The 26,426-nt window shown below is 63.9% G+C and carries 23 protein-coding genes; 6 read left to right on the top strand and 17 right to left on the bottom strand.

Going from position 1 to position 26,426, the window contains the following annotated elements; translation table 11 throughout:
• Nucleotides 1–47: 47 nt before the first annotated feature.
• From NKI49_RS04155 to NKI49_RS04135, 5 genes are all read left to right on the top strand, one after another.
• On the top strand, nucleotides 48–800 hold the full coding sequence (locus NKI49_RS04155; protein ID WP_352600050.1) for an SDR family NAD(P)-dependent oxidoreductase: 753 nt from the start codon (nucleotides 48–50) through the stop codon (nucleotides 798–800).
• A 207-nt stretch (nucleotides 801–1,007) separates the two neighbouring features.
• Nucleotides 1,008–2,357 (top strand): glucoamylase family protein, encoded by a 1,350-nt coding sequence (locus NKI49_RS04150; RefSeq protein ID WP_352600048.1) that lies wholly within the window; start codon nucleotides 1,008–1,010, stop codon nucleotides 2,355–2,357.
• A complete protein-coding gene (locus tag NKI49_RS04145; protein ID WP_352600046.1) occupies nucleotides 2,347–3,876 on the top strand; it encodes a mercuric reductase in 1,530 nt (509 codons plus the stop codon). The genes NKI49_RS04150 and NKI49_RS04145 overlap by 11 nt, the downstream gene beginning before the upstream one ends.
• Nucleotides 3,877–4,041: 165 nt before the next feature.
• Nucleotides 4,042–5,271: a glycosyltransferase family 4 protein gene (locus tag NKI49_RS04140; protein WP_352600044.1), complete on the top strand. Its 1,230-nt coding sequence runs from the start codon at nucleotides 4,042–4,044 to the stop codon at nucleotides 5,269–5,271.
• Nucleotides 5,268–6,842 carry a glycosyltransferase gene (locus NKI49_RS04135; protein ID WP_352600042.1) on the top strand — a complete coding sequence of 525 codons (1,575 nt, stop codon included), beginning with the start codon at nucleotides 5,268–5,270 and terminating at the stop codon, nucleotides 6,840–6,842. Before NKI49_RS04140 ends, NKI49_RS04135 begins: the two co-directional genes overlap by 4 nt.
• Nucleotides 6,843–7,143: 301 nt before the next feature.
• Here NKI49_RS04135 and NKI49_RS04130 read toward each other — a convergent pair whose 3' ends face one another.
• The 13 genes from NKI49_RS04130 to ssuD all read right to left on the bottom strand — a co-directional run bounded on the left by NKI49_RS04130 (nucleotide 7,144) and on the right by ssuD (nucleotide 21,191).
• Nucleotides 7,144–7,719 carry a DUF1349 domain-containing protein gene (locus NKI49_RS04130; RefSeq protein WP_352600040.1) on the bottom strand — a complete coding sequence of 192 codons (576 nt, stop codon included), beginning with the start codon at nucleotides 7,717–7,719 and terminating at the stop codon, nucleotides 7,144–7,146.
• A 76-nt stretch (nucleotides 7,720–7,795) separates the two neighbouring features.
• Entirely contained in the window at nucleotides 7,796–9,235 is a 1,440-nt protein-coding gene (locus NKI49_RS04125; RefSeq protein ID WP_352600038.1) for an aldehyde dehydrogenase family protein, read from the bottom strand.
• Between the two features lie 277 nt (nucleotides 9,236–9,512).
• Complete coding sequence (locus NKI49_RS04120) at nucleotides 9,513–9,998, bottom strand: hypothetical protein (RefSeq protein WP_352600036.1); 486 nt, start codon at nucleotides 9,996–9,998, stop codon at nucleotides 9,513–9,515.
• 117 nt (nucleotides 9,999–10,115) lie between these two features.
• Nucleotides 10,116–10,676 (bottom strand): FMN reductase, encoded by a 561-nt coding sequence (gene msuE, locus NKI49_RS04115; protein ID WP_352600034.1) that lies wholly within the window; start codon nucleotides 10,674–10,676, stop codon nucleotides 10,116–10,118.
• Between the two features lie 67 nt (nucleotides 10,677–10,743).
• Nucleotides 10,744–11,991, bottom strand: a complete 1,248-nt coding sequence (locus tag NKI49_RS04110) for an SfnB family sulfur acquisition oxidoreductase (RefSeq protein ID WP_352600032.1) — start codon at nucleotides 11,989–11,991, stop codon at nucleotides 10,744–10,746.
• Nucleotides 11,992–12,015: 24 nt separating this feature from the next.
• Nucleotides 12,016–12,807 carry an ABC transporter ATP-binding protein gene (locus tag NKI49_RS04105; protein WP_352600030.1) on the bottom strand — a complete coding sequence of 264 codons (792 nt, stop codon included), beginning with the start codon at nucleotides 12,805–12,807 and terminating at the stop codon, nucleotides 12,016–12,018.
• Nucleotides 12,808–12,886: 79 nt separating this feature from the next.
• Nucleotides 12,887–14,224: an ABC transporter substrate-binding protein gene (locus NKI49_RS04100; protein ID WP_352600028.1), complete on the bottom strand. Its 1,338-nt coding sequence runs from the start codon at nucleotides 14,222–14,224 to the stop codon at nucleotides 12,887–12,889.
• Between the two features lie 79 nt (nucleotides 14,225–14,303).
• Nucleotides 14,304–15,344, bottom strand: coding sequence for a branched-chain amino acid ABC transporter permease (locus NKI49_RS04095; protein WP_352600026.1), 1,041 nt, complete (start codon nucleotides 15,342–15,344; stop codon nucleotides 14,304–14,306).
• 3 nt (nucleotides 15,345–15,347) lie between these two features.
• Entirely contained in the window at nucleotides 15,348–16,247 is a 900-nt protein-coding gene (locus NKI49_RS04090) for a branched-chain amino acid ABC transporter permease (protein WP_352600024.1), read from the bottom strand.
• Nucleotides 16,244–17,179 carry an ABC transporter ATP-binding protein gene (locus NKI49_RS04085; RefSeq protein WP_352600022.1) on the bottom strand — a complete coding sequence of 312 codons (936 nt, stop codon included), beginning with the start codon at nucleotides 17,177–17,179 and terminating at the stop codon, nucleotides 16,244–16,246. The genes NKI49_RS04090 and NKI49_RS04085 overlap by 4 nt, the downstream gene beginning before the upstream one ends.
• 117 nt (nucleotides 17,180–17,296) lie before the next feature.
• Complete coding sequence (gene sfnG, locus NKI49_RS04080; protein ID WP_352600020.1) at nucleotides 17,297–18,400, bottom strand: dimethylsulfone monooxygenase SfnG; 1,104 nt, start codon at nucleotides 18,398–18,400, stop codon at nucleotides 17,297–17,299.
• A 167-nt stretch (nucleotides 18,401–18,567) separates the two neighbouring features.
• On the bottom strand, nucleotides 18,568–20,022 hold the full coding sequence (locus NKI49_RS04075) for an FAD/NAD(P)-binding protein (RefSeq protein WP_352600018.1): 1,455 nt from the start codon (nucleotides 20,020–20,022) through the stop codon (nucleotides 18,568–18,570).
• Nucleotides 20,019–21,191 (bottom strand): FMNH2-dependent alkanesulfonate monooxygenase, encoded by a 1,173-nt coding sequence (gene ssuD, locus NKI49_RS04070; protein WP_352600016.1) that lies wholly within the window; start codon nucleotides 21,189–21,191, stop codon nucleotides 20,019–20,021. The genes NKI49_RS04075 and ssuD overlap by 4 nt, the downstream gene beginning before the upstream one ends.
• A gap of 335 nt (nucleotides 21,192–21,526) precedes the next feature.
• On the opposite strand from ssuD, the gene NKI49_RS04065 reads away from it, so the two are divergent.
• Complete coding sequence (locus NKI49_RS04065; RefSeq protein ID WP_352600014.1) at nucleotides 21,527–22,201, top strand: GntR family transcriptional regulator; 675 nt, start codon at nucleotides 21,527–21,529, stop codon at nucleotides 22,199–22,201.
• Nucleotides 22,202–22,241: 40 nt separating this feature from the next.
• On the opposite strand, the gene NKI49_RS04060 is transcribed toward NKI49_RS04065, so the two are convergent.
• Genes NKI49_RS04060 through araG form a run of 4 tightly spaced genes read right to left on the bottom strand, consistent with a single transcriptional unit; the run spans nucleotide 22,242 to nucleotide 26,392 of the window.
• Nucleotides 22,242–23,021: an SDR family oxidoreductase gene (locus tag NKI49_RS04060; RefSeq protein WP_352600012.1), complete on the bottom strand. Its 780-nt coding sequence runs from the start codon at nucleotides 23,019–23,021 to the stop codon at nucleotides 22,242–22,244.
• A complete protein-coding gene (locus tag NKI49_RS04055) occupies nucleotides 23,014–23,904 on the bottom strand; it encodes an aldose 1-epimerase (protein ID WP_352600010.1) in 891 nt (296 codons plus the stop codon). Before NKI49_RS04055 ends, NKI49_RS04060 begins: the two co-directional genes overlap by 8 nt.
• 14 nt (nucleotides 23,905–23,918) lie before the next feature.
• The gene (araH, locus tag NKI49_RS04050; protein WP_352600008.1) at nucleotides 23,919–24,869 is read right to left on the bottom strand and encodes an L-arabinose ABC transporter permease AraH; all 951 of its coding nucleotides are present in this window, start codon (nucleotides 24,867–24,869) and stop codon (nucleotides 23,919–23,921) included.
• An 11-nt stretch (nucleotides 24,870–24,880) separates the two neighbouring features.
• On the bottom strand, nucleotides 24,881–26,392 hold the full coding sequence (gene araG, locus NKI49_RS04045; RefSeq protein WP_352600006.1) for an L-arabinose ABC transporter ATP-binding protein AraG: 1,512 nt from the start codon (nucleotides 26,390–26,392) through the stop codon (nucleotides 24,881–24,883).
• Nucleotides 26,393–26,426: the final 34 nt, after the last annotated feature.

Raw genomic sequence — 26,426 nt, 5'->3', positions numbered from 1 at the left:
CGGTAACCTCAAAGTCGCCGCCGATGGGTGAGCCGGAGGAAAATCAGATGCCGATGAACTTCGCGGGACGGTTCGGTGGCCGGTCGGCCGTCATCACCGGCGGCGCTTCCGGCATCGGACTGGCGGTAGCGCAAAGGATCGTCGGCGAAGGCGGACGCGTATCGGTATGGGATCGCGATCCGGCCCAGATCGAACAGGCAGAGGGCATCATCCCCGGCCTCCACGGTGTTGCCGTCGACGTTGCCGACGCGACCGGAGTGGAACGCGCCGCACGCTCGACGACCGAGGCCTTCGGGAAGGTGGACATCCTCGTCACCAGTGCTGCCATCACCGGGCCGAACATGACGACCTGGAACTATTCCGTCGATGATTGGCAGAGGGTCATCGACATCAACATCAACGGTGTATTCTACTGCAACAGAGCGCTGGTTCCGCACATGCTCGAGCGCAATTATGGCCGGATCGTCAACATTGCTTCGATCGCCGGCAAGGAAGGCAATCCCAACGCTTCCGCCTACAGCACTTCCAAGGCCGCGGTGATCGGCCTGACCAAGTCGCTCGGCAAGGAACTGGCCAAGACCGGAGTGACGGTCAATTGCGTGACGCCGGCGGCGGTGCGCACGGCGATCTTCAAGCAGATGAGCCAGGAGCACATCGACTTCATGCTGTCCAAGATACCGATGGCGCGCTTCGGCGAGGTCGAGGAGGTGGCGGCGCTGATCTGCTGGATCGCCTCGGAGGAATGCTCGTTCACGACGGCCGCCGTATTCGACGTTTCCGGCGGCCGCGCTACCTACTGAGCGCAACTACAATTCCGCGTGACGGAGGCAACGAACGGGGGAGTACCGCGTATAGTTCCCGGCAATCAAAATCGACGACGACGCAACAAATTATGCGGGAAGCCATGACACGATTTGACAGTTCGGCCTGCGCGACAGCCTTCCGGTATCGTGCCGGCCTTCGGCGATTGACGAAGGCCGCGGCCATCAGGCTGGAGTTCGCAGCATTTGCTTAAAGTCGACCCTGCCGCGCTTTCCGATGACGAGCTTCTGGACCGCTACCAGCGTGCGGCCTTCAGCTATTTCCTGGACAATGTGAACCCGGAGAACGGGTTGGTCGCCGATACCTCGCGGCCGAATTCGCCGGCCAGCATCGCCGTCGTCGGCTTCGCCCTGTCCTGTTACCCCATCGGCGTCGAGCGCGGCTGGGTGACGCGCGAGGCCGCCGTGAGGCTGACGCTTGCCGCGCTGCGTTTCTTCTCGACGAGCCCGCAAGGCAGCGGCGAGGGTGTTGCCGGCCACAAAGGCTTCTACTACCATTTCCTCGATATGCAGACCGGCCTGCGCGTCTGGCGCTGCGAGCTGTCGATGGTGGACACGGCATTGCTGATCGCCGGCATGCTGGTGGCGGGCGCGTATTTCTGCGGAGATATTGACGAGGAAGTCGAAATCCGCCAACTGGCCGAGGCGCTCTACCGGCGCGTCGACTGGCGATGGGCACAAGGCAGCAGTCCGACCTTGCGGCAAGGCTGGAAACCGAAGAGCGGCTTTCTGCACTATGGTTGGGAAGGCTACAACGAGGCGATCATCCTTTACGTGCTGTCGATGGCCGCGCCTGACAAGCCGACATCCGACAACAGCTATGCGGGGTGGACCGCGACCTATCAGTGGGAAAACATCTACGGCTATGACGTGCTCTATGGCGGTCCGCTGTTCATGCACCAGTTCTCGCATGCCTGGATCGACTTCGCCGGCATCCGCGACGCCTTCATGCGCGAGAAGAACTCGGACTATTTCGAAAACAGCCGCCGCGCCACCTACCTTCACCGCGATTATGCCCGGCACAACCCCTATGGCTTTGGCGGCTACGGCGAGAACCTGTGGGGGCTCTCCGCGGGGGACGGGCCTGGCCGTTTTCGCGCGCGGGTGGAGCGACGGCCGCACCGGTTCTCCGGCTACGCCGCGCGCGGCGCTCCTTTCGGGCCGGATGACGGCACGATCGCGCCGTGGTCCTATCCGGCATCGCTGCCTTTCGCGCCGGACATCTGTATGGCGGCGCTGCGCCATCTGAAGGACCGCTATCCCGAGGTGATCGACAATTTCCGGCTGCCGAGCGGCTTCAACCCGACACTTGCCAACCGGCGAAAATTCGGCCGCAACGGCTGGATATCGGAGGGCCACTTCGGACTGGACCAGGGCATCGTGGTGATGATGACCGAGAACCACCGTTCGCGCCTGATCTGGGAGCTGATGCGGTCCAACCAGCACATCCGTCGCGGTCTGCAAAAGGCGGGCTTCACAGGCGGATGGCTGTCACAGCCGGCAAGTGCCGCACCAGGTGACCGCGATGTCGCGTGAGAATACCAAAGCCGCCGCTTTCCCTGTCGACCGCAATGATTTCGAGCTGATCAAGGGCGCGCATCCGCCGCACTGGCGGAACCCGGAACCCGACGGTCTCTACAATCTGGTCGTCATCGGTGCCGGCCCCGCGGGCTTGACCGCCGCGCATGAGGCAGCAGGCCTCGGCGGAAAGGTCGCGCTGATCGAACGCAGGCTGATCGGCGGCGCTTGCATCAATGTCGGCTGCATCCCGTCGAAGTCGATCATCCGCACCGCCAGGCTCTATGCCGACATGCGCGATGCGGAAAATCTTGGCGGTGACACACCGCAACGTCTTCACGCCGATTTTCAGCGTGCAATGACGCGGATGCGGCAGATCCGGCAGCGGATCAGCCGCGCCGATGCCGCCTCGACCATCGTGGCGAAAGGCATCGACCTCTATTTTGGCGAAGCGCGCTTTTCAGGACCGGACACGGTCGTGGTCGCGGACAAGACCTTGCGCTTCAGGAAGGCGCTGATCGCAACCGGAGCGCGGCCGGAGTTTCCGTCCATCCCGGGGCTGGTCGAAGCCGGTTATCTCACCAACGAGACCATGTTCGACCTCACGGATTGCCCGCCACGGCTTCTGGTCATCGGCGGCGGGCCGCTTGGTTGCGAGGCGGCGCAGGCGTTCCGCTTGCTGGGCGCGAAAGTCGTCCTGGCGCAGCGCGAACCGATGTTCCTGCCCGGCGAGGAGCGTGACGCCGCCCAAATACTTTCGGACGCGCTGGCGCGCGAAGGGATCGACGTCCGCCTGAACACCGAGGTGGTGGCGGTGCGGACAGGGGATGGCAAGAAGCTCGCCGATCTGGTGCGGGAGGACGACACGACGACGATTTCCGTGGACGAGATCGTCACCGGCATCGGCCGCTCTCCCAATGTCGACGGCCTCGGCCTGGAAACCGCCGGCGTGGCGTACGACGCCAGCGGCATCAAGGTCGACGATTATCTGAGGACGACCAATCCACACATTTATGCGGCTGGCGATGTCTGCCTGGCGTACAAATTCACCCATACAGCGGAGGCGACAGCCCGCATCGTCGTGCGGAACGCGCTGTTTTTCGGACGCAAGAGACTGAGCGAACTGGTCGTTCCCTGGTGCACCTATACCGATCCGGAGATCGCTCATGTCGGCCTCTATCCAGCGGAGGCGCGCCAGAACGGCATCCCGGTCAAGACCTACACGGTGCTGATGCACGATGTCGCCCGCGCGGTCATGGACGGCGAGGAAGAAGGTTTCGTCAAGATCCACGTCAAGGAAGGATCCGACCGCATCCTGGGTGCCACGGTCGTCGCCAGCCATGCCGGCGAGATGATCAATGCGGTGTCGCTGGCGATCAAATCGGGCATGGGGCTGCACGCGCTGGCCGACGTCATCCATCCCTTTCCGACGCAGGCACAAGGCATCAAGATGGCGGGCGATGCCTACCGGCGAACCCGGTTCACCTCATTCCAGAAGCACCTGACGGCGCGTTGGCTGGCGTGGTCCAGGCGATGATCCCGGCCTGCGGCAAAGCCGACATTCAATGCGTATCCGCGCTTGACGAAAGCACCGTTCGGCTAAACAAGTCGACGCTGATCTTTGTGGCTGCGGAACGTTCTGAATGGCATCTGGAATACGACGCACGATGCAGTGCCTGACGCGACGTCCCAGGCGGCCGCATTGAACCGCGAAGCCGGTCCACCGGGCGTCACCGTACCGGCGCGGCGGGTGCTGGTCGTATCTCACGATCCAGCCTTCCCGCCAATCTCGGGCGCGGACCTGAGGAACTACCGCAACGCCGAGGCCGCGGCCGCGTTCGGACCCGTCCTCCTGGTATCGGTGCGGCCGCAGGCAATCGTTGCGAAGCCGCCCGGTGCGCTGATCCGAACGGAAGCCCTGTCGATAGCGGGAGAGGCCCGCAGCGGTTCGATCGGCTGGTGGCGCACAAGGGCCGAGCACCGCATTTCGCGCGCCGCCCTGGCGAGGCTCGAGGCGCTCGTTGGGGAATTCCGTCCGGATACCATCCTCGTGGAAGGTATCGCCCTGTTCAAGCTGCTGCGGCCTTTGCGGCCGCTGACGAAGCGGCTCATCCTCGACATGCACAACGTCGAGTCTGATCTGGCTGGGCAGTTGCGGCGTGCCGAAGCGGCGGGATCGCGCCTTGCCGCAATCTCCACCGCACTCGGCATCAGGCGGCTCGAGCGCAAGGCGCTTTCACTGGTCGACAGGGTCTGGGTCTGCTCGAACCGGGACCGCGAAAAGCTGATGGCGCTTTCCCGGCACAATGTGCCGGTCGACGTCGTTCCTAACGGAATTCCTCCCACTGGGAATGGCCCCCAGTGCCTGCCCGCCGACGCCGCGACCGACAGCGGCTTTCCGGCGATCCTGTTTGTTGGCCATCTCGCGTATCCTCCGAATGTCGATGCGGCCACGCGATTGGCCAGCATGATATTGCCTCGCATCCGACGGGCCCTGCCGGGCGCGACACTTACGCTCGCTGGACGGAGCCCAAAGCCTGCCGTGCGAACGCTGGCCGCATTGCCGGGCGTACACCTTCTCGAAGACCCGCAAGACGTAGCGCCGCTCTTGTCCAGGGCGCATCTCAGCATTATCCCGCTCGCGGCAGGCGGCGGCACGCGCATCAAGATCCTGGAGGCGATGGCCTCCGGCGTTCCGGTGATCGCGACACCGCTGGCGGCTGAGGGACTGGACCTTATCGAAAACGAAGAGGTGCTGCTGTCGGTCACCGACGAAGGACTGGCAGAGCTGGCCATCGGGCTCTGCTTCGACCCCGAACGCAGAGCGCGGCAGCGCATTCGCGCACATCAGGCGGTATGGGCAAGGTTCGGTCCGCAAGCCATCGGCAACGCCGTTCGTGACGGGCTCGGGCTGGACGAGGCTGCCGCATGATCCCGAAAATCCTGCACCAGACATGGAAGAGCGACACCGTTCCAGCCCGCTTCCAAGGCTATGTCGATAGCTGGAAACGGCACAATCCAGACTGGACGGTGATGTTCTGGAGCGACCGGATGCTGCTCGAATTCGTCTCTCAGCACTATCCGGACTTCCTGCCGATGTTCTGCAATTATACGCACGGGGTCCAGCGCTCGGATGCGGCCCGCTACATGCTTCTGCATCATTTTGGCGGGATCTACGCCGACATCGATTGCGAATGCGTCGCATCCTTCGATCCGATCATGAACGAGAGCCGGATCGTGCTCTGCAAGGAACCGGCCTCGCACACGCTCGTCCAGGCCGATTTCCGGGGTCTACCCTATCTCCTGTTCAACGGCACGATAGCGAGCCCGCCTCGTCACCCGTTCTGGCTGTGCCTTCTGTCCATGATGCCAGGGGTCGCCCACGCCAAGGACGTGCTCGACGCGACGGGCCCTTGCCTGCTGACCTCGGCCCAGCGCGGTTATGGGGATCAGCATGCCTTCGCCATCCACCCCTCCAGCCTGTTCACGCCGGTGACATCCGCCGGAAGCATGGAACGCGGGACCGGCGACGGGACGGGGGCGCTTTCGATCCATCACTGGGCCGGCACATGGTGGACGGCGGAGCCGCCGCCGCGGTGGCGCACCAGGATCCGCAGCCAAGCCTACCGGTTTTGGCATCATCTGACGCGCGGCGCGCATCTGGATGAGGCTAAAACGCAAGCAAGCGTCAGCAAGGCGGCCCTGTCAGCGGCACTGCCGCCAGGCCGGAACGTCACCGTTCTCGTGCCGCTTCGCGACGCGGCCGATCTCATCCAGCCGTTTCTCGACGCGCTTGATACACTCGACTACCCAAAAGACAGGATCAAGCTGGTGTTCTGCGAAGGCGACAGCCTGGACGGAAGCTGGGAGAGGCTGCAGGCGGCAACCGCAACGTTAGCCGGCAAATATCGTGATATCATCCTGCTGCAGAGCCATGTCGGCACCAGACTCGACAGGGCGAAGCGGGCAAGGCCACGCATGCAACGCGTCAGGAGAGGCGCGATTGCGAAGGTGCGCAATTACCTGATCGACCATGGCTTGAGCGAGGACGACGACTGGGCGCTGTGGATCGATATCGACGTCTGGCGCTTCCCCGGCGATGTGCTGAACCGGCTGATCGCCACCGGACGTCGCATCGCGGTGCCCAATTGCGTGAAGATCGCCGGCGGCGACAGCTTCGATCTCAACAGCTTCGTCGTGAGACGGCACCGAAAGGACTACCGCTACTATCGCGAGATATCTGGCGGTCTTCATCAGCCTCCGGCAGGCACGCCAGTCAGATATCATCTCAGCGATCTCAGGCATCTCGACATCGTCGGCCTCGATGCCGTTGGCGGAACCATGCTGCTGGTCGATGCCGCCTTGCACCGCGGCGGCCTTCGCTTCCCAGAAATTCCCTACCGGGATCTCATCGAGACCGAAGCCTTCGGCGTGCTCGCCAACGATCTCGGCATTCAGCCGGTCGGCCTGCCCAAGCTGGAGATCCTACATGTGCCGTGGTAGGGCCGCGGCTTGCCGAAGTTCTGGAGCGGTTCACCGTGTCACGGGAACGCCGAACCGCTCTATCTCTTTGTTTTTACGCAATTCCGGACGGAAAACCGTTTCACAGTTTTCCTGGGATTGCTTTAGCCTGGGTGGTTCGAGATAGGTCTGCGGCCGCAGACGTCGCCACAAATAGCCGCGCTCCGTCGGATGCCCGACCTGGCTGATCCAGCATCCCGGAGCCTCGGGATCCCTGACCTCGCGCCAGTCGTCGCGTTGGCTCACATGTCGAGCGGCAGATTATCGGTCCAGCAGGCACGCTTCAATCGTGCAAAGCCCGCGAAATCGCCGGACCGATGGAAAGACCGGAGAACGTGACCTCAAAACCCTCGCGCTGCGGCGAACAGCACATGATGCCGACGTCGACCGACCCGGATGTCGGGAAATAAGCAAGCCGCACCGGCTTCCAATGACCGTCCGAGCCATCCAGATACTGGACGCGGATTGTCTCGGCATGACGGGTCAGGCGGATCCTGACTCCGTTCGGATCGGCGGGAATGGGAGCTAGCGACCAGTCGGACGTGTCGTTGGTGACCACGACGGAAAAATAGGAAAGACCATCCGTGTATTCGATGCCGGCCTTGATCCAATGCGTTTCGCTGAGCCGGACCATCAGCCCAGCCTGATCGTAAAGCACCTTGTAATCGCCCTTGACGGTGACCTCGGCGGTGAAATCGCCCACGACCGGCCGATGCAGGAAATGGCCGTTATCGCGCCAGAAACCGTAGAAGGTCTCGCGCCAGAAGTCGGTCTCCTTTCCGGTGCGCACGCGAATGGCGTCGCCGTCGACGGAATGGTGCGGCGGCGGATTGAGCCAGGTCATGTCCAGCAATGCCATCGCGCTGCACCGGTCCAATCTTGACATGTGTGGCGGCGCCGGCCCGAACAGCCGGCGCCCGATCAACCTGCGCCGATCAGCCTGCGAATGTATAGGCGGTCTTCACCGTGGTGTAGAATTCCATGGCGTAACGGCCCTGTTCGCGCGGGCCGTAGCTCGAGCCCTTGCGTCCGCCGAATGGGACGTGGAAATCGACACCCGCCGTCGGCAGGTTGACCATCACCATGCCCGCCTCAGAATTGCGCTTGAAGTGCGTGGCATGCTTGAGGCTCGACGTGCAGATGCCCGAGGTCAGCCCGAAAGGCGTGTCGTTGGCGACGGCCAGCGCCTCGTCATAGTCGGCGACGCGGATGACGCTGGCCACCGGCCCGAAGATCTCCTCGCGCGAACTGCGCATGGAGTTGGTGGCTTGCGTCAGCAGCGCCGGCTGCAGGTAGAAACCCGGCGTCTTGCGTTCGAGCCGCTCGCCGCCGAAGGCAAGCTCGGCGCCTTCCGCGCGCCCGATGGCAATGTAGTCCTCATCCTGCTTCAACTGTGTCGCGTCGACGACCGGACCGATCTGTGTCTGCGCGTCGAGAGCGTCGCCGACGACCAGCTTGCCCAACCGTTCTTTGAGCGCCTCGACGAAGCGGTCGTGAATGCCGTTCGTGACGATCAGCCTTGACGAGGCCGTGCAGCGCTGGCCCGTCGAGAAGAAGGCGCCGTTGATCGCGCATTCGACGGCCGTGCCGAGATCAGCGTCGTCGAGCACCACGAATGGGTTCTTGCCGCCCATTTCGAGCTGGAACTTGCGCATGTGCTCGACGCTTGCGGCGGCAACGCGCTTGCCGGTGCCGACCGAGCCGGTGAAGGAGATGGCATTGACGTCGGGACTGTCGAGCATCGCCTGACCAACCACCGAGCCCTTGCCCATGACGAGGTTGAGCACGCCCTTCGGCAGGCCGGCGCGGTGCAGGATGTCGACGATGGACCAGGCGCTCTCCGGAACCAGTTCGGCCGGCTTGAAGACGACGGTGTTGCCATGGGCCAGCGCCGGGGCGATCTTCCAGGCCGGAATGGCGATCGGGAAGTTCCAGGGCGTGATGATGCCGACCACGCCGACCGCCTCGCGCGTGATCTCGACACCGACGCCTGGTCGCACGCTTGGCACCATGTCTCCGGTCAGGCGCAATGTTTCGCCGGCAAAGAAATCGAATATCTGGGCGGCGCGAATGGTCTCGCCGATGCCCTCGGCCAGCGTCTTGCCCTCCTCACGCGCCAAGTTGCGGCCGAGTTCGTCCTTGCGCGCCATGATCTCGTCCGACGCCTTCTTCAGCACCGCATGGCGCGCCAGCGGACCTGAGCGGGACCAGGCCGGGAAGGCCGCCTTGGCCGCCGCGATCGCCTGGCCGGCCTGTTCGACGCCCGCCGAGGCGTATTCGCCGACGATGTCTCCGGTATCCGAAGGGTTGATGTTGCGGGAACCGGCCTCGCCGATCCACTCGCCATCGATGAGGTTTTTCCGAAACATTGTCATGATCCTGTCTTCCTTGGCTGTTGGCCGCGCGGCGGCATCCGGTCTGAATTTGTATTTGCCAGACAATTGCCTTGCGGGAAAGCACGCATCGGGCCGGCAGCCGCGACAAAAATCCCCTCTATGCGGACAAGCCCATGGCGCGTCTACAACAGCGGCACAGCCGCCCTTGTTCCAATGCATATCGATGAGACGTCATTCGGCGGGCTATGTCGAGAAGACGCTTGCCCGCAGCCATTGACAACAGCTGCTACGACCAACCGGCGACAGGACGATCTGTTCAGAGCGTGAACGACCAGAACAGGCAGGCCAGCGTCGCGGCGGCGAAAATGACAAAGAACAGGCTGCGCAGCAGCACGTTGCGGCGCAGTCCGTTCATGACGAAGTGACAGCCCACGATCGCCACGGCAAACAGGAACCGCCAGTTCAGGAGCGCCCACAGGGCGCTGCTCTGGCCGAAGGCCCATCTGGCGAGAAGGCCGCCGACGATGGTGGCAAGCAGCACGATCACCGTCCAGAAGATCGCATCGGCGGCATTGGTCAGGACAACACTGGCCGCCCTGATCGGCAGGATCATCATCAACAGCGCGCTGAAAAAATAGACGGCGGCTAGCGGAATGAATGTCCCGGCATCGGCGATGCCGTCGAGGCGTCTGACGCCGATCGCGCCGTAGGGATAGCCGTGCCTGGCCACTGCCAGGCTCAACGCCATGAGCAAGGCGGTGAGCACCGCGACCAGTGCGAAGGATGTGAGGGCTTTGCTCATGATGTTCCTGTCTCAGACGAATCAGACAGGAACGTTTGTAGTCCGCGGTCGTAAATTGCGCGTAAGCGTGGTCGCACGCCACACGGATTTCGATCGAACCGATCCGTGGGCGAGAATTTATTCGGCGGCGATCCTGCCCGCCGAGCGGTTGGCCAGTACGAAGCCCACCTCATCCACCGCTTGTGCCGCACGCTTCAGGATGACTTCCGAGCGCAAAACGCCGTCGGTGAAGTCCTTGTCGGTCGCGTAGACGGCGGTCGGCAGGGCGAAAGCCTCGAAGAAGCCGAACAGCGGCCGCAGCTGGTGCTCGACAATCAAAGCGTGGCGCTCGCCGCCGCCGGTCGCCGTCAAAAGGATGGGCTTTCCGCGCAGCGCGGCCGGATCGATCAGGTCGAAGAAGTGCTTGAACAGACCGGTGTAGCTGCCTTTATACGTCGGCGACCCGACGACGAGCACGTCGGCGGCGAGGACTTCCTCCAGGATGGCACGCGCCTGGCCGTCGAGATCGCGGGCCCATTTCGCCGTTCCGAGCGAAGGACCGAGATCCTCCACATCATAGGTGCTCGCCGACAGGCTGTGCCGGGCGGCGATGTCCCTGGCGACCAGGTCGACGAAGGCGCGTGTCTTTGACGGCCGGGTGATGTTGCCGGAAAAGCCGACGACTGTTGGGTTTGACATGGCAGTAGACCTCTTGAAGGCGGATAGCGAAATTGGATGTGGCGAGCCTTCGGCCAGCCGGCGGGAATCAGCTCCAGGCGTGCAGCGGCGGGTTTTCGCCATTGAGGAAATATTTGCCGAGGATCGAGTATTTCCAGCGTACCGGATCGTGCAGCGTGTGGGTGCGGGCATTACGCCAATGCCGGTCGAGATTGTGCTCGGCGAGTGTCGAGCGCGTGCCGGCCAGTTCGAACAATTTGTTGGTGGCGGCGATGGCGATCTCGGTCGACAGGATCTTTGCCTCGGCGGTGACGATCTGGGCGTGCGCGACCGTCTCCGCCGTCGGTTCGGCCACTGCCCGGTCGATGGCGTGGCCGGCCTTTTCGAGCAACGCCTGCGCCGCGTGCAGGCGCAACGTGAGGTCACCGACGGCCTGGATGGTGTAGGGATCGTCCCAGGCATTGTCGACGCCGCTGTCGATCCAGGCGCGGCTTCTGGTCCTGACGAAACTGACCGTCTCGTCGATCGCCGCCTGGGCGATGCCGGTGTCCACCGCCACCTGGATGATCTGGAAGATGGCACCGTCAGCGGTCGGCCTGTCGTAGCCCTTGTAGCCAGGCACTAGATGCGTCTTCGGCACCTTGACATTGTCGATGATGACGGTGCCGGACAGCGTCGTGCGCTGGCCGAAGCTCGACCAGTCGTCGATGACCGTCAAGCCGGGCGCGCCACGGTCGGCGATCGCATACCAGGCGCGACCCTCGTCATCGAGCGCCACGATCGGCACCAGATGGGCGAGCAGCGCGCCGGACGAATAGAATTTGCGGCCGTTGACGACCACATGGTCGCCGGCATCGGTGAAGCGGGTCTCGAAGTCGGCGGCGCGCTTGGAGCCGAACTCGGAAAAGGCGTTGCCGAACCGCGTGCCTTTGAGTGCTTCGGCAAACAGCAGCTTCTGCTGATCCTTGTCGGATACGGTGCGGATGGCGGCGACGACACCAAGATGGTTCTGCGCCACCTGGCCGATGGAGGAATCCGCCGCCGAGATGATCTCGATCACCTTGGCGAGCGTGACGTAGGACAGGCCGGGGCCACCGAAGGCCTTCGGCACATTGATAGACCATAGGCCGCTTTGCGAAAACGCATCGAGTTCGGCGACCGGCCAGATCCGCTCACGATCGCGCTGGGAGGATCCCTTGACGAATTCGGCGGCGAGCGCATGCGCGATCGCGATCGCCTCGGCGTCGTCCCTGATGATGTGCGCCGGTGCCGCCGGCCTTGCGACTGGGGGCACGGCGGCGGAAGCCTGGTCTGTCTTGACGGTCGAGACGGTCATTTCACTGCTCCTTCGGATTTCGTTTCAGGCGACGGCATGGAGATGGACTGACTTGGCGGCTGGCGATGCCTGCTGCCCGAGATAGAAGGCCCTGATATCCTCGCGCTGGCGAAGCTCGGCCGCCGCGCCGGAGAGAACGGAGACGCCGTTTTCGAGCACAGTGGCACGGTCGGCGTATCGAAGTGCGACCGCCGAGTTCTGCTCGGCAACCAGGATCGACAGGCCGGTCTCGCGATTGAGTTTTCTGAGCGCCTGGAAGATGTCCTGGACGATGAGCGGGGCGAGCCCCATCGATGGTTCGTCGAGAACCAGCAGAAGCGGCCGCGACATCAGCGCCCGGCCGATCGCCGTCATCTGCTGTTCGCCGCCGGAAGTCAGGCCAGCTAGCGTCCGGCGTTTTTCCGTCAAGCGGGGGAAGAAGGCATAAATCCGCTCAAGATCGTGGCTGATCTCGGCGCGACGGCCGCTGCGGCCGATACCACCGGCAATCAGGTTTTCCTCGACGGTGAGGCTCTTGAAGCAGTGGCGGCCCTCCAGCACCTGGACCAGCCCGGCTCGCACCAGATCGCCAGGCTTGCGGCGCGAGACGTCGCCGCCGTCATAGCGGATGGTGCCGGCGTTAACCTGGCCACGCTCCGCCGGCAGCAGGTTGGAAACGGCCTTGAGCGTGGTGGTCTTGCCGGCGCCGTTGGCGCCAAGCAGCGCCAGGATCTCGCCGCGCCTGAGCTCGAAGCTGACGCCGTGCAGCGCCGTGATGGCGTGGTTGTAGGTGGCATGGACCGCATCCACGGCAAGAATGGCGTCGTCGTTCGGCATGGGCTCTTCTTCCGTGTTTCGCGGACCGAAGCCGGCGAGGCGCCGCGGAACCGATCCGCGACGCCCGGCGCTATTCTGGTCAGTTGGTGGTCACGGTGTCGGCATCATCGGCGGTGCGCAGCTTGATGCCTTTCTCCGCAGCGTAAGCCTCGGCCGATTTTTCGATGATCGGCCGCAGCAATGCCCAGTCCGGCGCGATCCAGTCGGAGACGACGTTCCACTTCTTGCCGTCCCATTGCTGGAAGGTCACGTAGCCTTCGCCCTCGTGATTGTCCCAGCTGACATTGATCGAATGGAACAGGTCCTTGGCGCCGAGCGCCTCGACCTTGGCCGGATCGAGCTTGAGGTGTTCGAAGCCCCAGCGGACCTCGTCGCCGGTCAGCGTGCGGTGGCCGAATTTCTCTTGCGCAACGCGGATCGCCTCGACATTGAGGATGCCGTTGACGATGCCGAGATTGTGGTAGACCGAGCCGATGCGCGACTTGTCTTCAAGGTTGCCCTTGCCGGCGTCGTAGACCGTCTTCACGATCTCCTGCACGACCGGGTAGGAGTTGCCGGAAGCCTGCGTGGTGATGGCAGTGTAGCCCTTGGCGGCGTCGCCGGCCGGGATGACGTCCTCTTCCGAATTCGACCAGACATTGCCAACGATATGGTCGACGGGATAGCCGACCTTGACCGCCGTCTTCAGCGCAACCGGGTTCATCACGCCCCAGCCGCGCAGGACGACGAAGTCCGGCTTGGCGCGACGGATGGTCAGCCACTGCGACTGCTGCTCGTTGCCAGGATGCGGCACTTCGATCTGCTGCACGGTGAAGCCGTATTTCTGCGCCAGCAGCTCATAGATCGGGATGGTCTCCTTGCCGTAGGGCGAGCCGTGATAGAGCACGACGATCTTCTTGCCCTTGAGCTTGTCGATGCCGCCTTCCTTGGAGGCGATGTAGTTCACGATGCCCGAAGTCTCGCTGTATGGATTGAGCAGCAGCGGGAAGACGTAAGGGAACACCCTTCCGTCGGTGGAGTCGGTGCGGCCATGGTTGACCGTGATCAGCGGCACCTTGTCGGCGGTGATGCGGTCGATCATGGCGTAGGCAATGCCAACCGATAGCGGGTTCCAGGCGGCGGCGCCGGTGTGGCTCTTCTGCCGCTCGTAGCATTCGACGCCGCGCTCGACCTCGTACTGGGTCTCGCATTCGTCCCAGGTCAGCTTGACGCCGTTGACGCCGCCGTCACGGATATTGATGAGGTTGAGATAGTCGATGAAGCCGCCGAAGAAGCCGGTGCCGCCGGCCGCATAGGGCCCGACGCGATAGCTCTGCAGCGGGAAATATTGCTCGTCGGCGTGGGCAGCGGGCAAGGCCACTGACACGACCATAGCAGCGGAAAGCGCCGCCGCCTTGATTGCGTTGAGGAAAGTCATTTTCGTTGTACTCCGATATGAGCCGTCTGTTCGGCTCTGGTTCATTTTCAAAATATCAATTTGGAATGGATCATGGGGCTCAGGCCGGCTGCCAGACGAACAGGAACCGTCTTCGGATCCTGTCCCACAGCGCTACCAGCCCGTCGGGTTCCAGGATCAGAAACAGGATGATGAGTGCGCCCAGCACGATGCGCTGGCTCATGTCGAGCACGCCCGAGTCAAAGACGTCGCCGAGCAGAAAGCCGCCGAGGCGGGACAGTGCCAGCGGGAAGACGACGATGAGGGCAGCGCCGAAAAACGCGCCGCGGATCGAAGCAAGGCCGCCGATGATGATGATGAACAGGATCTGGAAGGACCGATCGAGATCGAAACCGTCAGGCTCGACGGTTCTAAGATAGGCGAAGGCCCAGATGACGCCGGCGACGCCGATAATGAAGGACGAGATGGCGAAGGCCAGCAGCTTGGTCTTCAGCACCGGGATGCCGATGATGCGGGCGGCGGTTTCATTGTCGCGGATAGCGATGAAATTGCGCCCGGTCTGAGATGAGACCAGCCGGTAAGCGAGGACGGTGAGGACGGCGACGATGGTCAGCGCGAAGAGATAACGGCCGACGGCGTCGTCGAGAGCGAAGCCGGCTATGGACAATCTTGGCGCATCGATGACGCCGGACGCCGATTCGTTGGAGAACCAGCTGAATTTTGTCAGCGCCCATTGCACGAAGAACTGTGCGGCAAGCGTCGAGACCGCGAGATAAAAACCCTTCAGTCGCAGGCTCGGCAGGCCGAAGACGATGCCGATCGTCGCCGCGACAATGCCGGCCAGGAATATGCTGCCGACCAGCGGCAGGCCTTCCACGCGCAGGTTGAAATTATAGGCGGCAAAGGCGCCCGCCGCCATGAAGGCCGCACTCCCAAGCGAAACCTGGCCGGCATAGCCGGTAAGGATGTTGAGCCCGACGCCGGCAAGGCTGAGCGCCAGGAAGGGCAGCAGAATGGCCTCGAACAGATAGGAACTGCCGATCAGCGGCACGACGCCATAGGCGAAGGCGAGCAACAGCATGGGCGCGATCCATTTCGGCAGCACGGGTTCCGCGAAGAAATCGCCTGATATCGCGGTCATGGCTCAGATCCTTTCCACGAGCTTCTGGCCGAACAGGCCGGAAGGACGGACCAGCAGGAAAACGAGCGCGACGACATAGGCGAACCAGCTCTCGATACCGCCGCCGAAATAGTCGCCGATATAGACCTCGGCGAGCTTCTCGCTGGCGCCGATCAGCAGCCCGCCGACAATGGCGCCGAGGATGGAATCGAAGCCGCCGAGCACCAGCACCGGCAGCGCCTTCAGCACCACGAGGGACAGCGAGAACTGCACGCCGAGGCGCGCGCCCCAGAGCAGCCCGGCCACCAGCGCGACGAGGCCGGCGGCAGCCCACACGGTCGCCCAGATCAACGGCAGCCTGAGGCCGACCGCGAGGGCGGCGAACTGGTCGTCGGCGACGGCGCGGAAGGAGAGGCCGATGCGGGTGTAGCGGAAGAACAGCGACAGCAGGACAACCATGCCGGCGGCAACCACCGCGGCGAAGATGTCGAACTGGCTGATCAGCACGCCGCCGACTTCCAGCGGCACGTCCTCGATTCCGAGATCGAGACCGTGAACCTGCGTGCCCCAGATCAGCTGGGCGGCGCCCTCGATGATGTAGGATAGGCCGAGCGTCGCCATGAACAGTGTGATCGGCGGCTTGTTGGTCAGCGGTCTGAGCACCGTGCGCTCGATCGCGACGCCGATCGCCACCATGATGGCGAAGGTGACCGCCAGCGCCAGCGCGAACGGAACGCCGCGCTCGACGAGGCTGACGAAGGTCAGTGCGGCGAACAGGAGCAGCGCGCCTTGCGCGAAATTGAGCACGCCCGAGGTCTTGTAGATCAGCACGAAGCCGATCGCGACCAAGGAGTACATGACGCCGGACAGCAGGCCGCCGACGAGCACTTCGATGAAGAACTGGTAGTCGAAATCGGCGATCATATGCCTGCACCGTCCTCATTGTCGGAGGCGACGCCGAGATATGCATCGATGACGCGCTGATCGTTCCTGACCTCGTCGGGCGTGGCGTCGGCGATCTTGCGGCCGTAGTCGAGAACGGCAATGCGGTCGGACAGACCCATGACGACGCCGACATCATGCTCGATCAGGACGACGGTGGTGGCGAAGCGGTCGCGCGCGGCGCGGACAAAGGCCGCCATCTCGCTCTTTTCGCCCGCGGTCATGCCGGCCATCGGTTCGTCGAGCAAAAGTAGGCGCGGCGCGGCAACCAGCGCGCGGGCGAGCTCGACGCGCTTCTGCAACCCGTAGGGCAGCGTGCCGGCAAGGCGATCGCGGACAGCGGTGAGGTCGAGGAATTCGAGGACCTGGTCGGCGCGGCTCAGCGAGTCGCGCTGCTCGCCGCGCGAGCGGCCGACACCGAGCACCTGGCCGGCGAAATTGGAGCGGACCTTGTAGGCGAGGCCGGAGGCGACGTTGTCGAGGACGCTGAGGCCCTTGAACAGAGCAAGGTTCTGGAAGGTCCGGGCGACGCCGAGATGCGCCAGCCGCTGTGTCGGTATCTGGGCATAGCTGATGCCGTCGAGTCCGACATGGCCACGATCCGGCCGGTAGACGCCGCTGATGACGTTGATCAGCGAGCTTTTGCCGGCGCCGTTCGGGCCGATGATCGCCCGGATTTCGCCGGGATTGACCGACAGATCGATATCGGCGAGCGCTACGACGCCGCCAAACGATAGGCCGATGCCCTGAAGTGAAAGCAGCGGGGCGGCGGGCCCCGCGACGACCCTTGCCGGCTCGACGCGGTCTTCCGGCGGATTCTGCGGCCGCCGGTTTGACGGCAGCCCGCGCGCAAAGACCTCCGGCGCGTAGACCGAAGCCTCCATCACTCCAAGGGCATAGCTGGGCAACGGCATTCAAATCGTCCTCGATTGCTTCGGCAGGCGTGCAAGTCCTCATCGCCGCTCGACGGATCGAGCGCGCCCCGGCATTGCCATTCGTGTGCTGGCCGGAATCCGGCCGGCGCTGGGTGACTATTCCGCCGCCAGCGACGCTGCCGCCTCGGCGTTCTCCAACTCGCGAACGAGCGGGATGACATGCTTGCCGAAATACTCGACCTCTTCCTGGAAGTGCAGGAAGCCGAGCAGGATGAGATCGGCGCCGGCGCGCTTCAGGTCGACGATGCGCTCGGCGACTTGCCTCGGCGTACCGATGAGATTCGAGCGGAAGCCGTCATTGTACTGCACCAGATCGTCGAAGGACGACTTCGCCCAATTGCCCTCGCCTTCCGGCGAGGCCTTGCCGGCATTCTTGACCTCGTGCCCGAAGGCATTGACCGCCTCGGGATTGGCCTTGCCGATGATCTCGGCAAGCACCGCCTTGGCCTCTTCCTCGGTCTCGCGGACGATGGCAAAGGCATTGACGCCCACCTTGACGGCATGGTTGTTGGCCTTCGCCTTGGCTTGGATGTCGTCCACCTGCTTGGCGATTTCGGCCGGCGTGTTGCCGTTGGTGAAGTACCAGTCAGAGACGCGCGATGCCATGTCGCGCGCGGCGCGCGACGAGCCGCCCTGGAAGATTTCGGGCAGCGGCTGCAGAGGCTTCGGCTTCAGCGAATACTCGTTGAAGCGGTAGAAATCGCCGCGGAAGGTGAAGCTGTCCTGCGTCCATATTCCGCGCAGCGCACGGATGAATTCCTCCGAGCGGCGGTAGCGCTCGTCATGGTCCAGCCAATGTTCGCCGATGGCGTGGAACTCGCCACGGAACCAGCCGGAGACGAGGTTGACCGCGACACGGCCATTGGTCAGGTAGCTGATGGTGGCGATCTGCTTGGCCGCCAGCGCCGGATTCCACGGTCCGGGCAGGATCGCCGCGATGACCTTGAGCGTCGTGGTGGCCGCCAGCAGATCGTGACTGAAGGCCACCGATTCATGCTGCTCGTCGGCGCCGTAGCCGGCGGTGAAACGGATTTGGCTCAGCGCATAATCGAAGCCGGCCTTCTCGGCGACCTGCGCCAGCTTGCGGTTGTACTCAGCCGAATGGTTGGTGCGCTGCTCGATGTTGGAGATCACCAGGCCGCCCGAAACATTCGGCACCCAGTAGGCGAATTTGATCGCGTCGGTTTGTGCGTGTGCCATGAACTGTCTCCCATCCAGGCTGTGTCGTTGATCGATCCGGCGGCACCAGATTTCCCCATATTTATTATGTTTATAGAATATATATACAAAGAAGGATTTTCCGTTTTTGGGGCATTCGCCGGACGGAAATACCAATTTTGCCGGGACCGCGCCGGCTTCCGATTTTGTCAGCGCGCGGCCAGGCCCGGCGCGGCGTTGGCGTCGGCAGTTCCGAACGGGAGCGCGAGCAGCTTTGCAACTTCGGTCGCGACCGTCTGCGCATGGCGGGCGACCTCCGGCAGGCCCATGAGCTCACCGAACGTCCCGCGCGCCAGCGGACCGGCGACGAAGAGTGTGGCGGCCGCCTTGCCATCGCGGCGAATGGCGCGGCTGTCGAGGCCTGTCTCGATACCCAGGAGGTACTGGTCGGCCCTGACCAGTCCGGCATCGGCCAGCGAGCGCAGCGCTGGGTTCAGCCGCAGCGCTTGCCCGTGAGCCGGCCCCGTGGTGTTGATGACGGCATCGAAGCGCGCGGTCTCGATCCCGGTCTGGCCGCGCCGCTGAAAACTGACCGCCAGACTGTCGCCCTCGTCGTTCGATGCAACGAGCCTGGCGGCGATGTTGTCGAAAGTACCGGCTGCCTGACGGCGATCCAGCACGGCCGCGACCTGCGGTGCGATCCTGAAGCGATGCACGTCCCAGAACACGCGCAGCTGGCGAACCAGCGTCGCGCGCTCCGTCGCGGCAAGTGCCGCCCAAATCACCGGCCCTTGCAGGCGCAACTGGTCGAAAACGGATTGCCAGTTGCTATCGGCCGCACGCGCCGCCGCCAGCGTGGCGCGGATGGTCTTGAGCAACCCAAGCGCCGTCGTGGCCGGCGATGATGCAAAGTCGCCGAAGGGCTCGCCCCTGACGTCCGGGTGGCCGCGCGAGCGCAGCCCGCGGCGGGACAGCGCCAGGATACGGCCGCGGTGACCACGGCGATCGAGTTCGGCGACCATGTCGGCCGAGGTCAGCCCGGAGCCGACGATCAGCACCGACGCGTCCGGCCCGATTCCGGAAAGCGCGGACGTGGCATACGGATCGGCGACGAATCCTGGTGCGTCCGCGAGCGGATCTAGCGCGGCTGGGACGCCGGGTTGCGGATGCGTCGCCGCCAGGACGACGATGTCGGCGGCGACCGGTTCGGAGGGAGTGTGAACGGTCCAGCCCGCACCGGTCGCATCAGGCACGACCGCTGTGGCGAGGCCGGCGACGTGACGAACCGCGCCCGAAGCGACATAGGGCGCCAGTTGCTCGGCAACATAGCGGCCGAACACGCGCCGGCGTGGAAAGGCGTCGCCATTCTTCCAGATCGCATCCGTGTCGCGATCAAGTTCACCGTCGCCAATCAGCCAGCGCGCAAAGTGCTGCGGGTCGTCGGGAGCCATGCTCATCCTGACAGCCGGAACGTTGACCCGATGCGACGGCTCCTCGCTGGAATAGGCAAGGCCGCCGCCAAGCGCCGGTCGCGGCTCGATCACCGAGATCGACAGGCGCTCCGGCGAATAGGCCCGCGCCAGGTGCCAGGCCACCGCAGCGCCTGAAAAGCCGCCGCCGACTATGGCGACGCGCAATCGGCGGGCCGGAGGGAACGCGTTCACGAGGCGCTGGTGAGTGACTTCGGCCGATGGTCGCCGGCGATGGTCTCGCCGAACGGACCGGTGTTGACCGACGAACCGCTTGATTTGACCGGGTGATCTGTCGGCAGCTTCGGCAGCACCAACTCGCCGAAACGATAGGCTTCTTCCAGATGGGGATAGCCGGAGAGGATAAAAGTATCGATGCCGAGGCGCCGGTATTCGTCGATGCGTTCGGCGATCGTGTCGGGGTCGCCGACAAGCGCGGTCCCAGCGCCGCCGCGCACCAGGCCGACACCGGCCCAGAGATTGGGCGCGATCTCAAGCTTGGCGCGGTTGCCGCCATGCAGCGCGCTCATCCGCGCCTGGCCGACCGAATCCATGCGGGCAAAGACCTTTTGCGCCGATGCGATCGTCGCATCGTCGAGCCGGCTGATCAGCCTGTCCGCCGCGGCCCAGGCCTGTTCGGTGGTTTCGCGCGCGATGACATGCAGGCGAATGCCGAAGGAAAGCTTGCGGCCGGCCTTCTCGGCCAGTTCACGCACACCGTCCAGCTTGCGCTCGACGTCGGCGGGCGGTTCGCCCCAGGTCAGGTATTTGTCGATCTCCTGTGCCGCTACCGTCGACCCCGCATCGGACGAGCCGCCGAAATAGAGCGGCGGGTAAGGCGTCTGCACCGGGGGAAACAGCAGCCGGCCATCCTCGATGCGGAAATGCTTGCCTTCGTGCTCGACCGTCTCGCCGCTCAGCACGCGCTTGTAGATCTGCAGGAATTCCTGAGTCACCTCATAGCGTTCCGCATGCGACAGGAAGATGCCGTCGCCCTTGTTCTCCAGCGGATCGCCACCGGTAACCACATTGATCAGCAGCCGACCGTTGGAGATGCGGTCGAGCGTGGCGGTCATGCGCGCGGCGAGCGTCGGCGACTGCAGACCGGGCCGCACGGCGACGAGGAAGCGCAACCGCTCGGTCAGCGGCGCCAGCGCCGAGGCGATCACCCAGGAATCCTCGCAGGCCCTGCCGGTCGGCAACAGCACGCCATAGTAGCCCAGCGTGTCGGCCGCCTTCGCCACTTGCGTCAGATAGGGCAGATCGACGGCCCTGCCGCCCTCGGACGTGCCGAGGTAACGGCTGTCGCCATGCGTCGGCAGAAACCAGAGTACCTTGATGCGGTCGGGAACGTCTCGAGTCATGGTCTGTCCCCCGCCGCGTCGCGGCTATGGCTGATCATGCGTGACGGAATTGAAGGCGAGCGCAAAGGGATAGGCATGGCGTGGTCCTGTCCGGGGAAAACCAGATCGCCGATGCAGATTGCTTATTCTATAGACTCTGTAGTGTTAGTTTATTCCAAATCCGATGGCGCGATTAGAAATTCTCTCCTCAGGCCGATGGGCCTGTCCTAGCAAGCTGGATTCCAGGCGACCTCTGGAATCAACCAATTGCCGCCGATACCGCCGCATTGGATCCATTCCAATTTACCCTCTAATATGATCCGACCATTTCTGGTGAACGAAGCCACGGATTTGCCATGGACCTGGATCCTTCGACCCTCAATCGGGCTCTGCCGCTGCGCGATCAGATCTATCATAAGATCCGCAACCTGATCGTCGTCGGACAGATGAAGCCAGGGGAAGTGATCAACGAGGTGGCGATCGCGGAGGCCCTCGGCGTCTCCCGCACACCGGTGCGCGAAGCCGTCAAGCGCATCAGCGACGAAGGCTTGGTCAAGATCCTGGCACAGACGGGCACCTATGTCGCGCCGATCAGCCGGGCCGATCTGGAGGAAGCCTATGTCATCCGCCGGGCCCTTGAGATGGAGAGCGCCAGGCGCGCGGCCGCAAAGCTCACGCCCGCTGCCAGCGAATTGCTGGAAGACAATATGACGGCGCACCGGCTGGCCATATCGCGCGGCCGCTATGCCACCGCGATCCAGCTCGACGACGTCTTTCACCGCACCATCGCCGAGATCTGCGGCCTGCCGATGATCTGGCGGGCGGTCGACATCTCCAAGGCACAGATGGACCGTGGCCGCTATCTCGCCATCCCCAGGCCCGGCTATGGCGAACAGACGATCGAGCAGCACGAGGCCATTCTCGACGCGCTGAAACGTCACGACGCCGAAGGTGCGGCGCAAGCGATGGAAAACCATCTCGAGACGTCGTTCCGCAACACGCTCGAAGTCGCCGCCGACCTTCTCGGCTAAGCTCGCGAACTGCCGGACACGATCATGGTTTTCCCAATGTTCAGGCGGGGTGCTGCAGCTGGCTAAGCCCGCCATCGACGACCAGGCAAGCCGCATTCATGAAAGGGCATTCGTCGGAAATCATGAACACCGCGGCCAGCGCGATCTCGCGCGCCGAAGCGATGCGGCCGCCGGGATGCAGCGCCATCGTCTTGGCGCGCGCTGCCGCCGGATCGGCAAAGCTGTTCCAATAGTCCGTCACCTTTTGCGTCTCGACATAGCCTGGCGCGAGTGCGTTCACGCGGACGCCTTGCCCGGCATATTCGAGCGCCAGCGATTTGGTCAGGCCGAGCAGCGCGTGCTTGGCGACGGGATAGGGAAAGGTGTGCGGAATGATGGTGAAGCTGTGCGTCGAAGCGATGTTGAGGATGGCGCCGCCGCCGCTCGCGCGCATACCCGGCAGCACCGCCTTGCTGCAAATCCACGCGCCTTTGACGTTGACGTCGAAATTGCGGTTCCACTCCTCCTCGGTCGCATCCAGCGGCGTCGAGAACACATTCATCCCCGCATTGTTGATCAGAGCGTTGACCGGACCGATCTCATTATCGGCCTGCTTGACGGCAGCGGCAATCGCCGCCCCATCACTGATGTCGGCTGCCACATGTCCGACATGACCTTGCGCTGCCGCCAAGCCGGCGACGGTCTTGTCCAGCAGCGCGCCGTCGCGATCGACCAGGAACAGCCTTGCGCCTTCGGCAAGGCAGGCTTCTGCGATGGCGAGCCCGATGCCCTGCGCGGCACCCGTCAGGAAGATGCGTTTGCCGGACAGGCGCTCAGCCATCGTGATCACTCCAATCTACAACGCTCATTGCGAACCCCGCGCTGAAGCTTTCGCCGGGGTTCAGTATGCGCAGCCCCATGGGATCGGTCCCGAAATGCCTCAGCGCATTGGGAGTATGGCTCATCGGCTCGAAGCAGAAAAAGTCGCGTTCGCCATCCGGCGCATAAAGCATGTAGCGGCGGAGCGCCTGGCTTGCCTCGATATCGAGCCCGAGTGCTCGTTCGGGCCAGACGATGCGCGCAACACCGCTCCAGCCTTCGAATGCATTGTTCAGCCAGCGGTCCGGCAATCGGCGCGGCGTCGAGAAGTCGACGTCGTCCGCAAGGGCGATCCGCTCGCCGGGCAGATGCCCGCCACGTTCGCTCCACCAGTCGCTTGCCGGCGCCAGGAGGGTCGTCAGCGGCGTGCGCGGAAAGAACGGGTGAAAACCGAGGCCAAACGGCAAAGCCGTTTCGCCGGTGTTGGCAACGGACAAAGTGAGGTCCAGGCGCGGGCCGGCGAGCCGGAAAGACTGCCGTGCGCGATAGGCATGGGGCGAACCCGCGCTCTCCGGCTTGTCGAAGGCCAGCACGGCCTTGTCGGCGCTGCTCTGCTCCACCGTCCAGGCGCCAAGCCAGCCATCGCCATGAATGTACAAGGGGTCGGCGGTGTTGCGGGCGAAGTGGAATGTAAGGCCGCCACAGGAGAAGGCGTTGCCTTCGACGCGGTTGCCGATCGGCACCAACGGGAAGCAGGCGCAATTCGCGACATCGAATTCGGCCTTGCTCCCGTAGGGACGCAGGAATGGCACACCCTCGGCTGTATGGCCCCCGACGATCGCGCCTCCGAGCGGGCTGATGGAGACGCTCAACCGATCGCTGTCAATGCGGATCCAGGACGACATTTGCCTCGCCCGGCTCAGCGGCGGCCCAATGCCGACGAGCGCAGATTGTCGAGCAGCACGGCGAGCAGCAGGATCACGCCGCGCACGATATACTGGTAGAAGGCCGGGATGTTGAGCAGGTTCATGGCGTTTTCGGCTATCCCCATGATGAGTACGCCGACGATGACGCCCGACATGGTGGCGCGGCCACCAGCAAGCGAGACGCCGCCGAGCACGCAAGCCGAGATGACCGAAAGCTCGAGCCCGACCGCTGCGTTGGGCTGGCCCGAGGTGATGCGCGAGGCCAGCAGGATGCCGGCAATGCCGCAGACGACGCCCTGCAGCGCGAAGATCCAGATGCGCGTTCGGTCGACACTGACGCCGGCAAGACGCGAGGCCTCCGGATTGCCGCCGATGGCCAGCGTGTTCTTGCCGAAAACCGTGCGGTTCAAGACGAAGCCGAAGATGCCGAAGAGAATGGCGAGCACCCAGACCGGCGTCGGTATGCCCAGGAATTTCGACAGCGCCAGCTGGTAGAAATCCGGGCTGTTGATGCCGACCGCGCGACCGTCGGACGCAATCAGAGCCAGGCCGCGCACGATCTGCATCGTGGCAAGCGTGGTGATCAGCGCATTGATGCGGAATTTGGCGATGACGACGCCATTGATGAAACCCACAAACCCGCCGCAGGCGATTGCCGCCAGGAGTCCCAGCACGATCGATCCGGTGAAGTTCGACGCCATCACCGCGATCATGCCGGCGAACGCCACGATCGAGCCCACCGACAGGTCGAAATCGCGCGCCGCGAGGCAGAACATCATGGTGCAGGCGACGATGCCGACGGTGACCACCGACTGCAGCAAGCCGAGCATGTTGCGGTCGGTCAGGAAATTCGGCACCAGCAGCGACACAACCGCGAAGGCAACGACGAAGATGACGACGAGTCCCTGTTCGCCGAGCAGGATCTTCCTCAACTGAACGGTCATGGCGGATGTCCTCAGGATGCGATCGCGTCGGGGGTTTTCTTGTCGGGAAGGGCCGCCGCCAGAATCGCCTTCTCGGCGAACTGGTCACGCGTGAGTTCGGCACCGATGCGGCCGCCGCACATCACCAGGATACGGTCACAGATGCCCATCACTTCCGGCAATTCGGACGAGACGACGACGATCGCCATGCCGTCCTCCGCAAGCTGGTAGAGCAGTTCATAAATCTCGGATTTGGCGCCGACGTCGATGCCGCGCGTCGGCTCATCAACAATGAGGACCCGCACGCCCTGCTCCGACAGCCAGCGGCCCAGGATGACCTTCTGCTGGTTGCCGCCGGAGAGATTGATGATGTCCTGCTTGCGCGAGGGCGTGCGCACCTTGAGCTTGCTGATGAAGGTTTCGGCGGTCGCGATCTCGCTGGCTCGGTTCAGCACGCCGAAGCGGGTGTGGTGGCGCCGCGACGAGATGTTGATGTTCTCCTCGATCGAGCGGCCCTGGATGATGCCGTCATGCTTGCGGTCCTCCGAGCACAACACGATGCCGGCCCGGATCGACCCGTGCGGATCGGTGGCATGGACCATCTTGCCGTCAACGCTGATGACGCCGCCCGAACGCGGGTCGGCGCCGAAGACCAGCCGCATCAGTTCCGAGCGCCCGGCGCCGATCAGGCCGAAGAAACCGACGATCTCGCCGGCGCGAGCCTCGAAACTGGCCGGGGTCTTCAGCTTGGCGCCGCTGAGATTGTCGACCTTCAGGCGGACGTCTCCTGTCTTGCGCGGGCGAAAACCCCAGATATCGGAGATTTCGCGGCCGACCATTTCGGCGACGACCTGGTCGCGGGTGACGTGCTCAAGCGAAGCGTGGTGCGCCGCGAGCTTGCCGTCGCGCAGCACGGTCAGGCTGTCGCAGAGCCGGAACACCTCGTCGAGCCGATGCGAGACGTAGATGATGACCTTGCCCTCGCCGCGCAGGCGGTCGATCAGGGCGAACAGTATCTCGCTTTCGCGCGAGGACAGCGAGGAGGTCGGCTCGTCCAGCGCGATGACGCGCGCGTCCAGCATGATCGCCTTGGCGATCTCGACCATCTGGCGTTCGCCGATCGACAGCGTCTTGACCTTGCGGCGCATGTCGATGTCGATGCCGGCCGATTTCAGCTTGGCGCCGACGTCTTCCAGCATCCTGCGGCCGGCGATGATGCCGGCGCTGGCGGGAAAGCGACCGAGGCTGAGATTCTCGGCAACGGTCAGTTCCGGGACGAGTTGCAGTTCCTGGTGAATGACGATGACGCCATTGTCGAAGGCATCCCTGGTAGAGGCATAGGCCTGGACCTTGCCGTCGATGCGGATTTCGCCTTCATCGGCATGCTGGTCGCCCGACAGGATCTTGATCAAGGTGGATTTGCCGGCGCCGTTCTCGCCCATCAGGCCATGCACCGCGCCCTTGTCGACGCCGAACGAGACGTCCGACAACGCCCTGACGCCCGGATAGGTCTTGGTGATGTGCGAGAATTCGAGAAAGGACACCGCTTCGATCCTTCTAGTGCCACGAAAACAGGCG

Origin of the sequence: Mesorhizobium sp. M0587 (genome assembly GCF_040320945.1) — a bacterium.
Taxonomy (GTDB): domain Bacteria; phylum Pseudomonadota; class Alphaproteobacteria; order Rhizobiales; family Rhizobiaceae; genus Mesorhizobium.
Note: the sequence above shows the minus strand (reverse complement) of the source record. Positions and strands in the feature narration are given on the sequence as shown.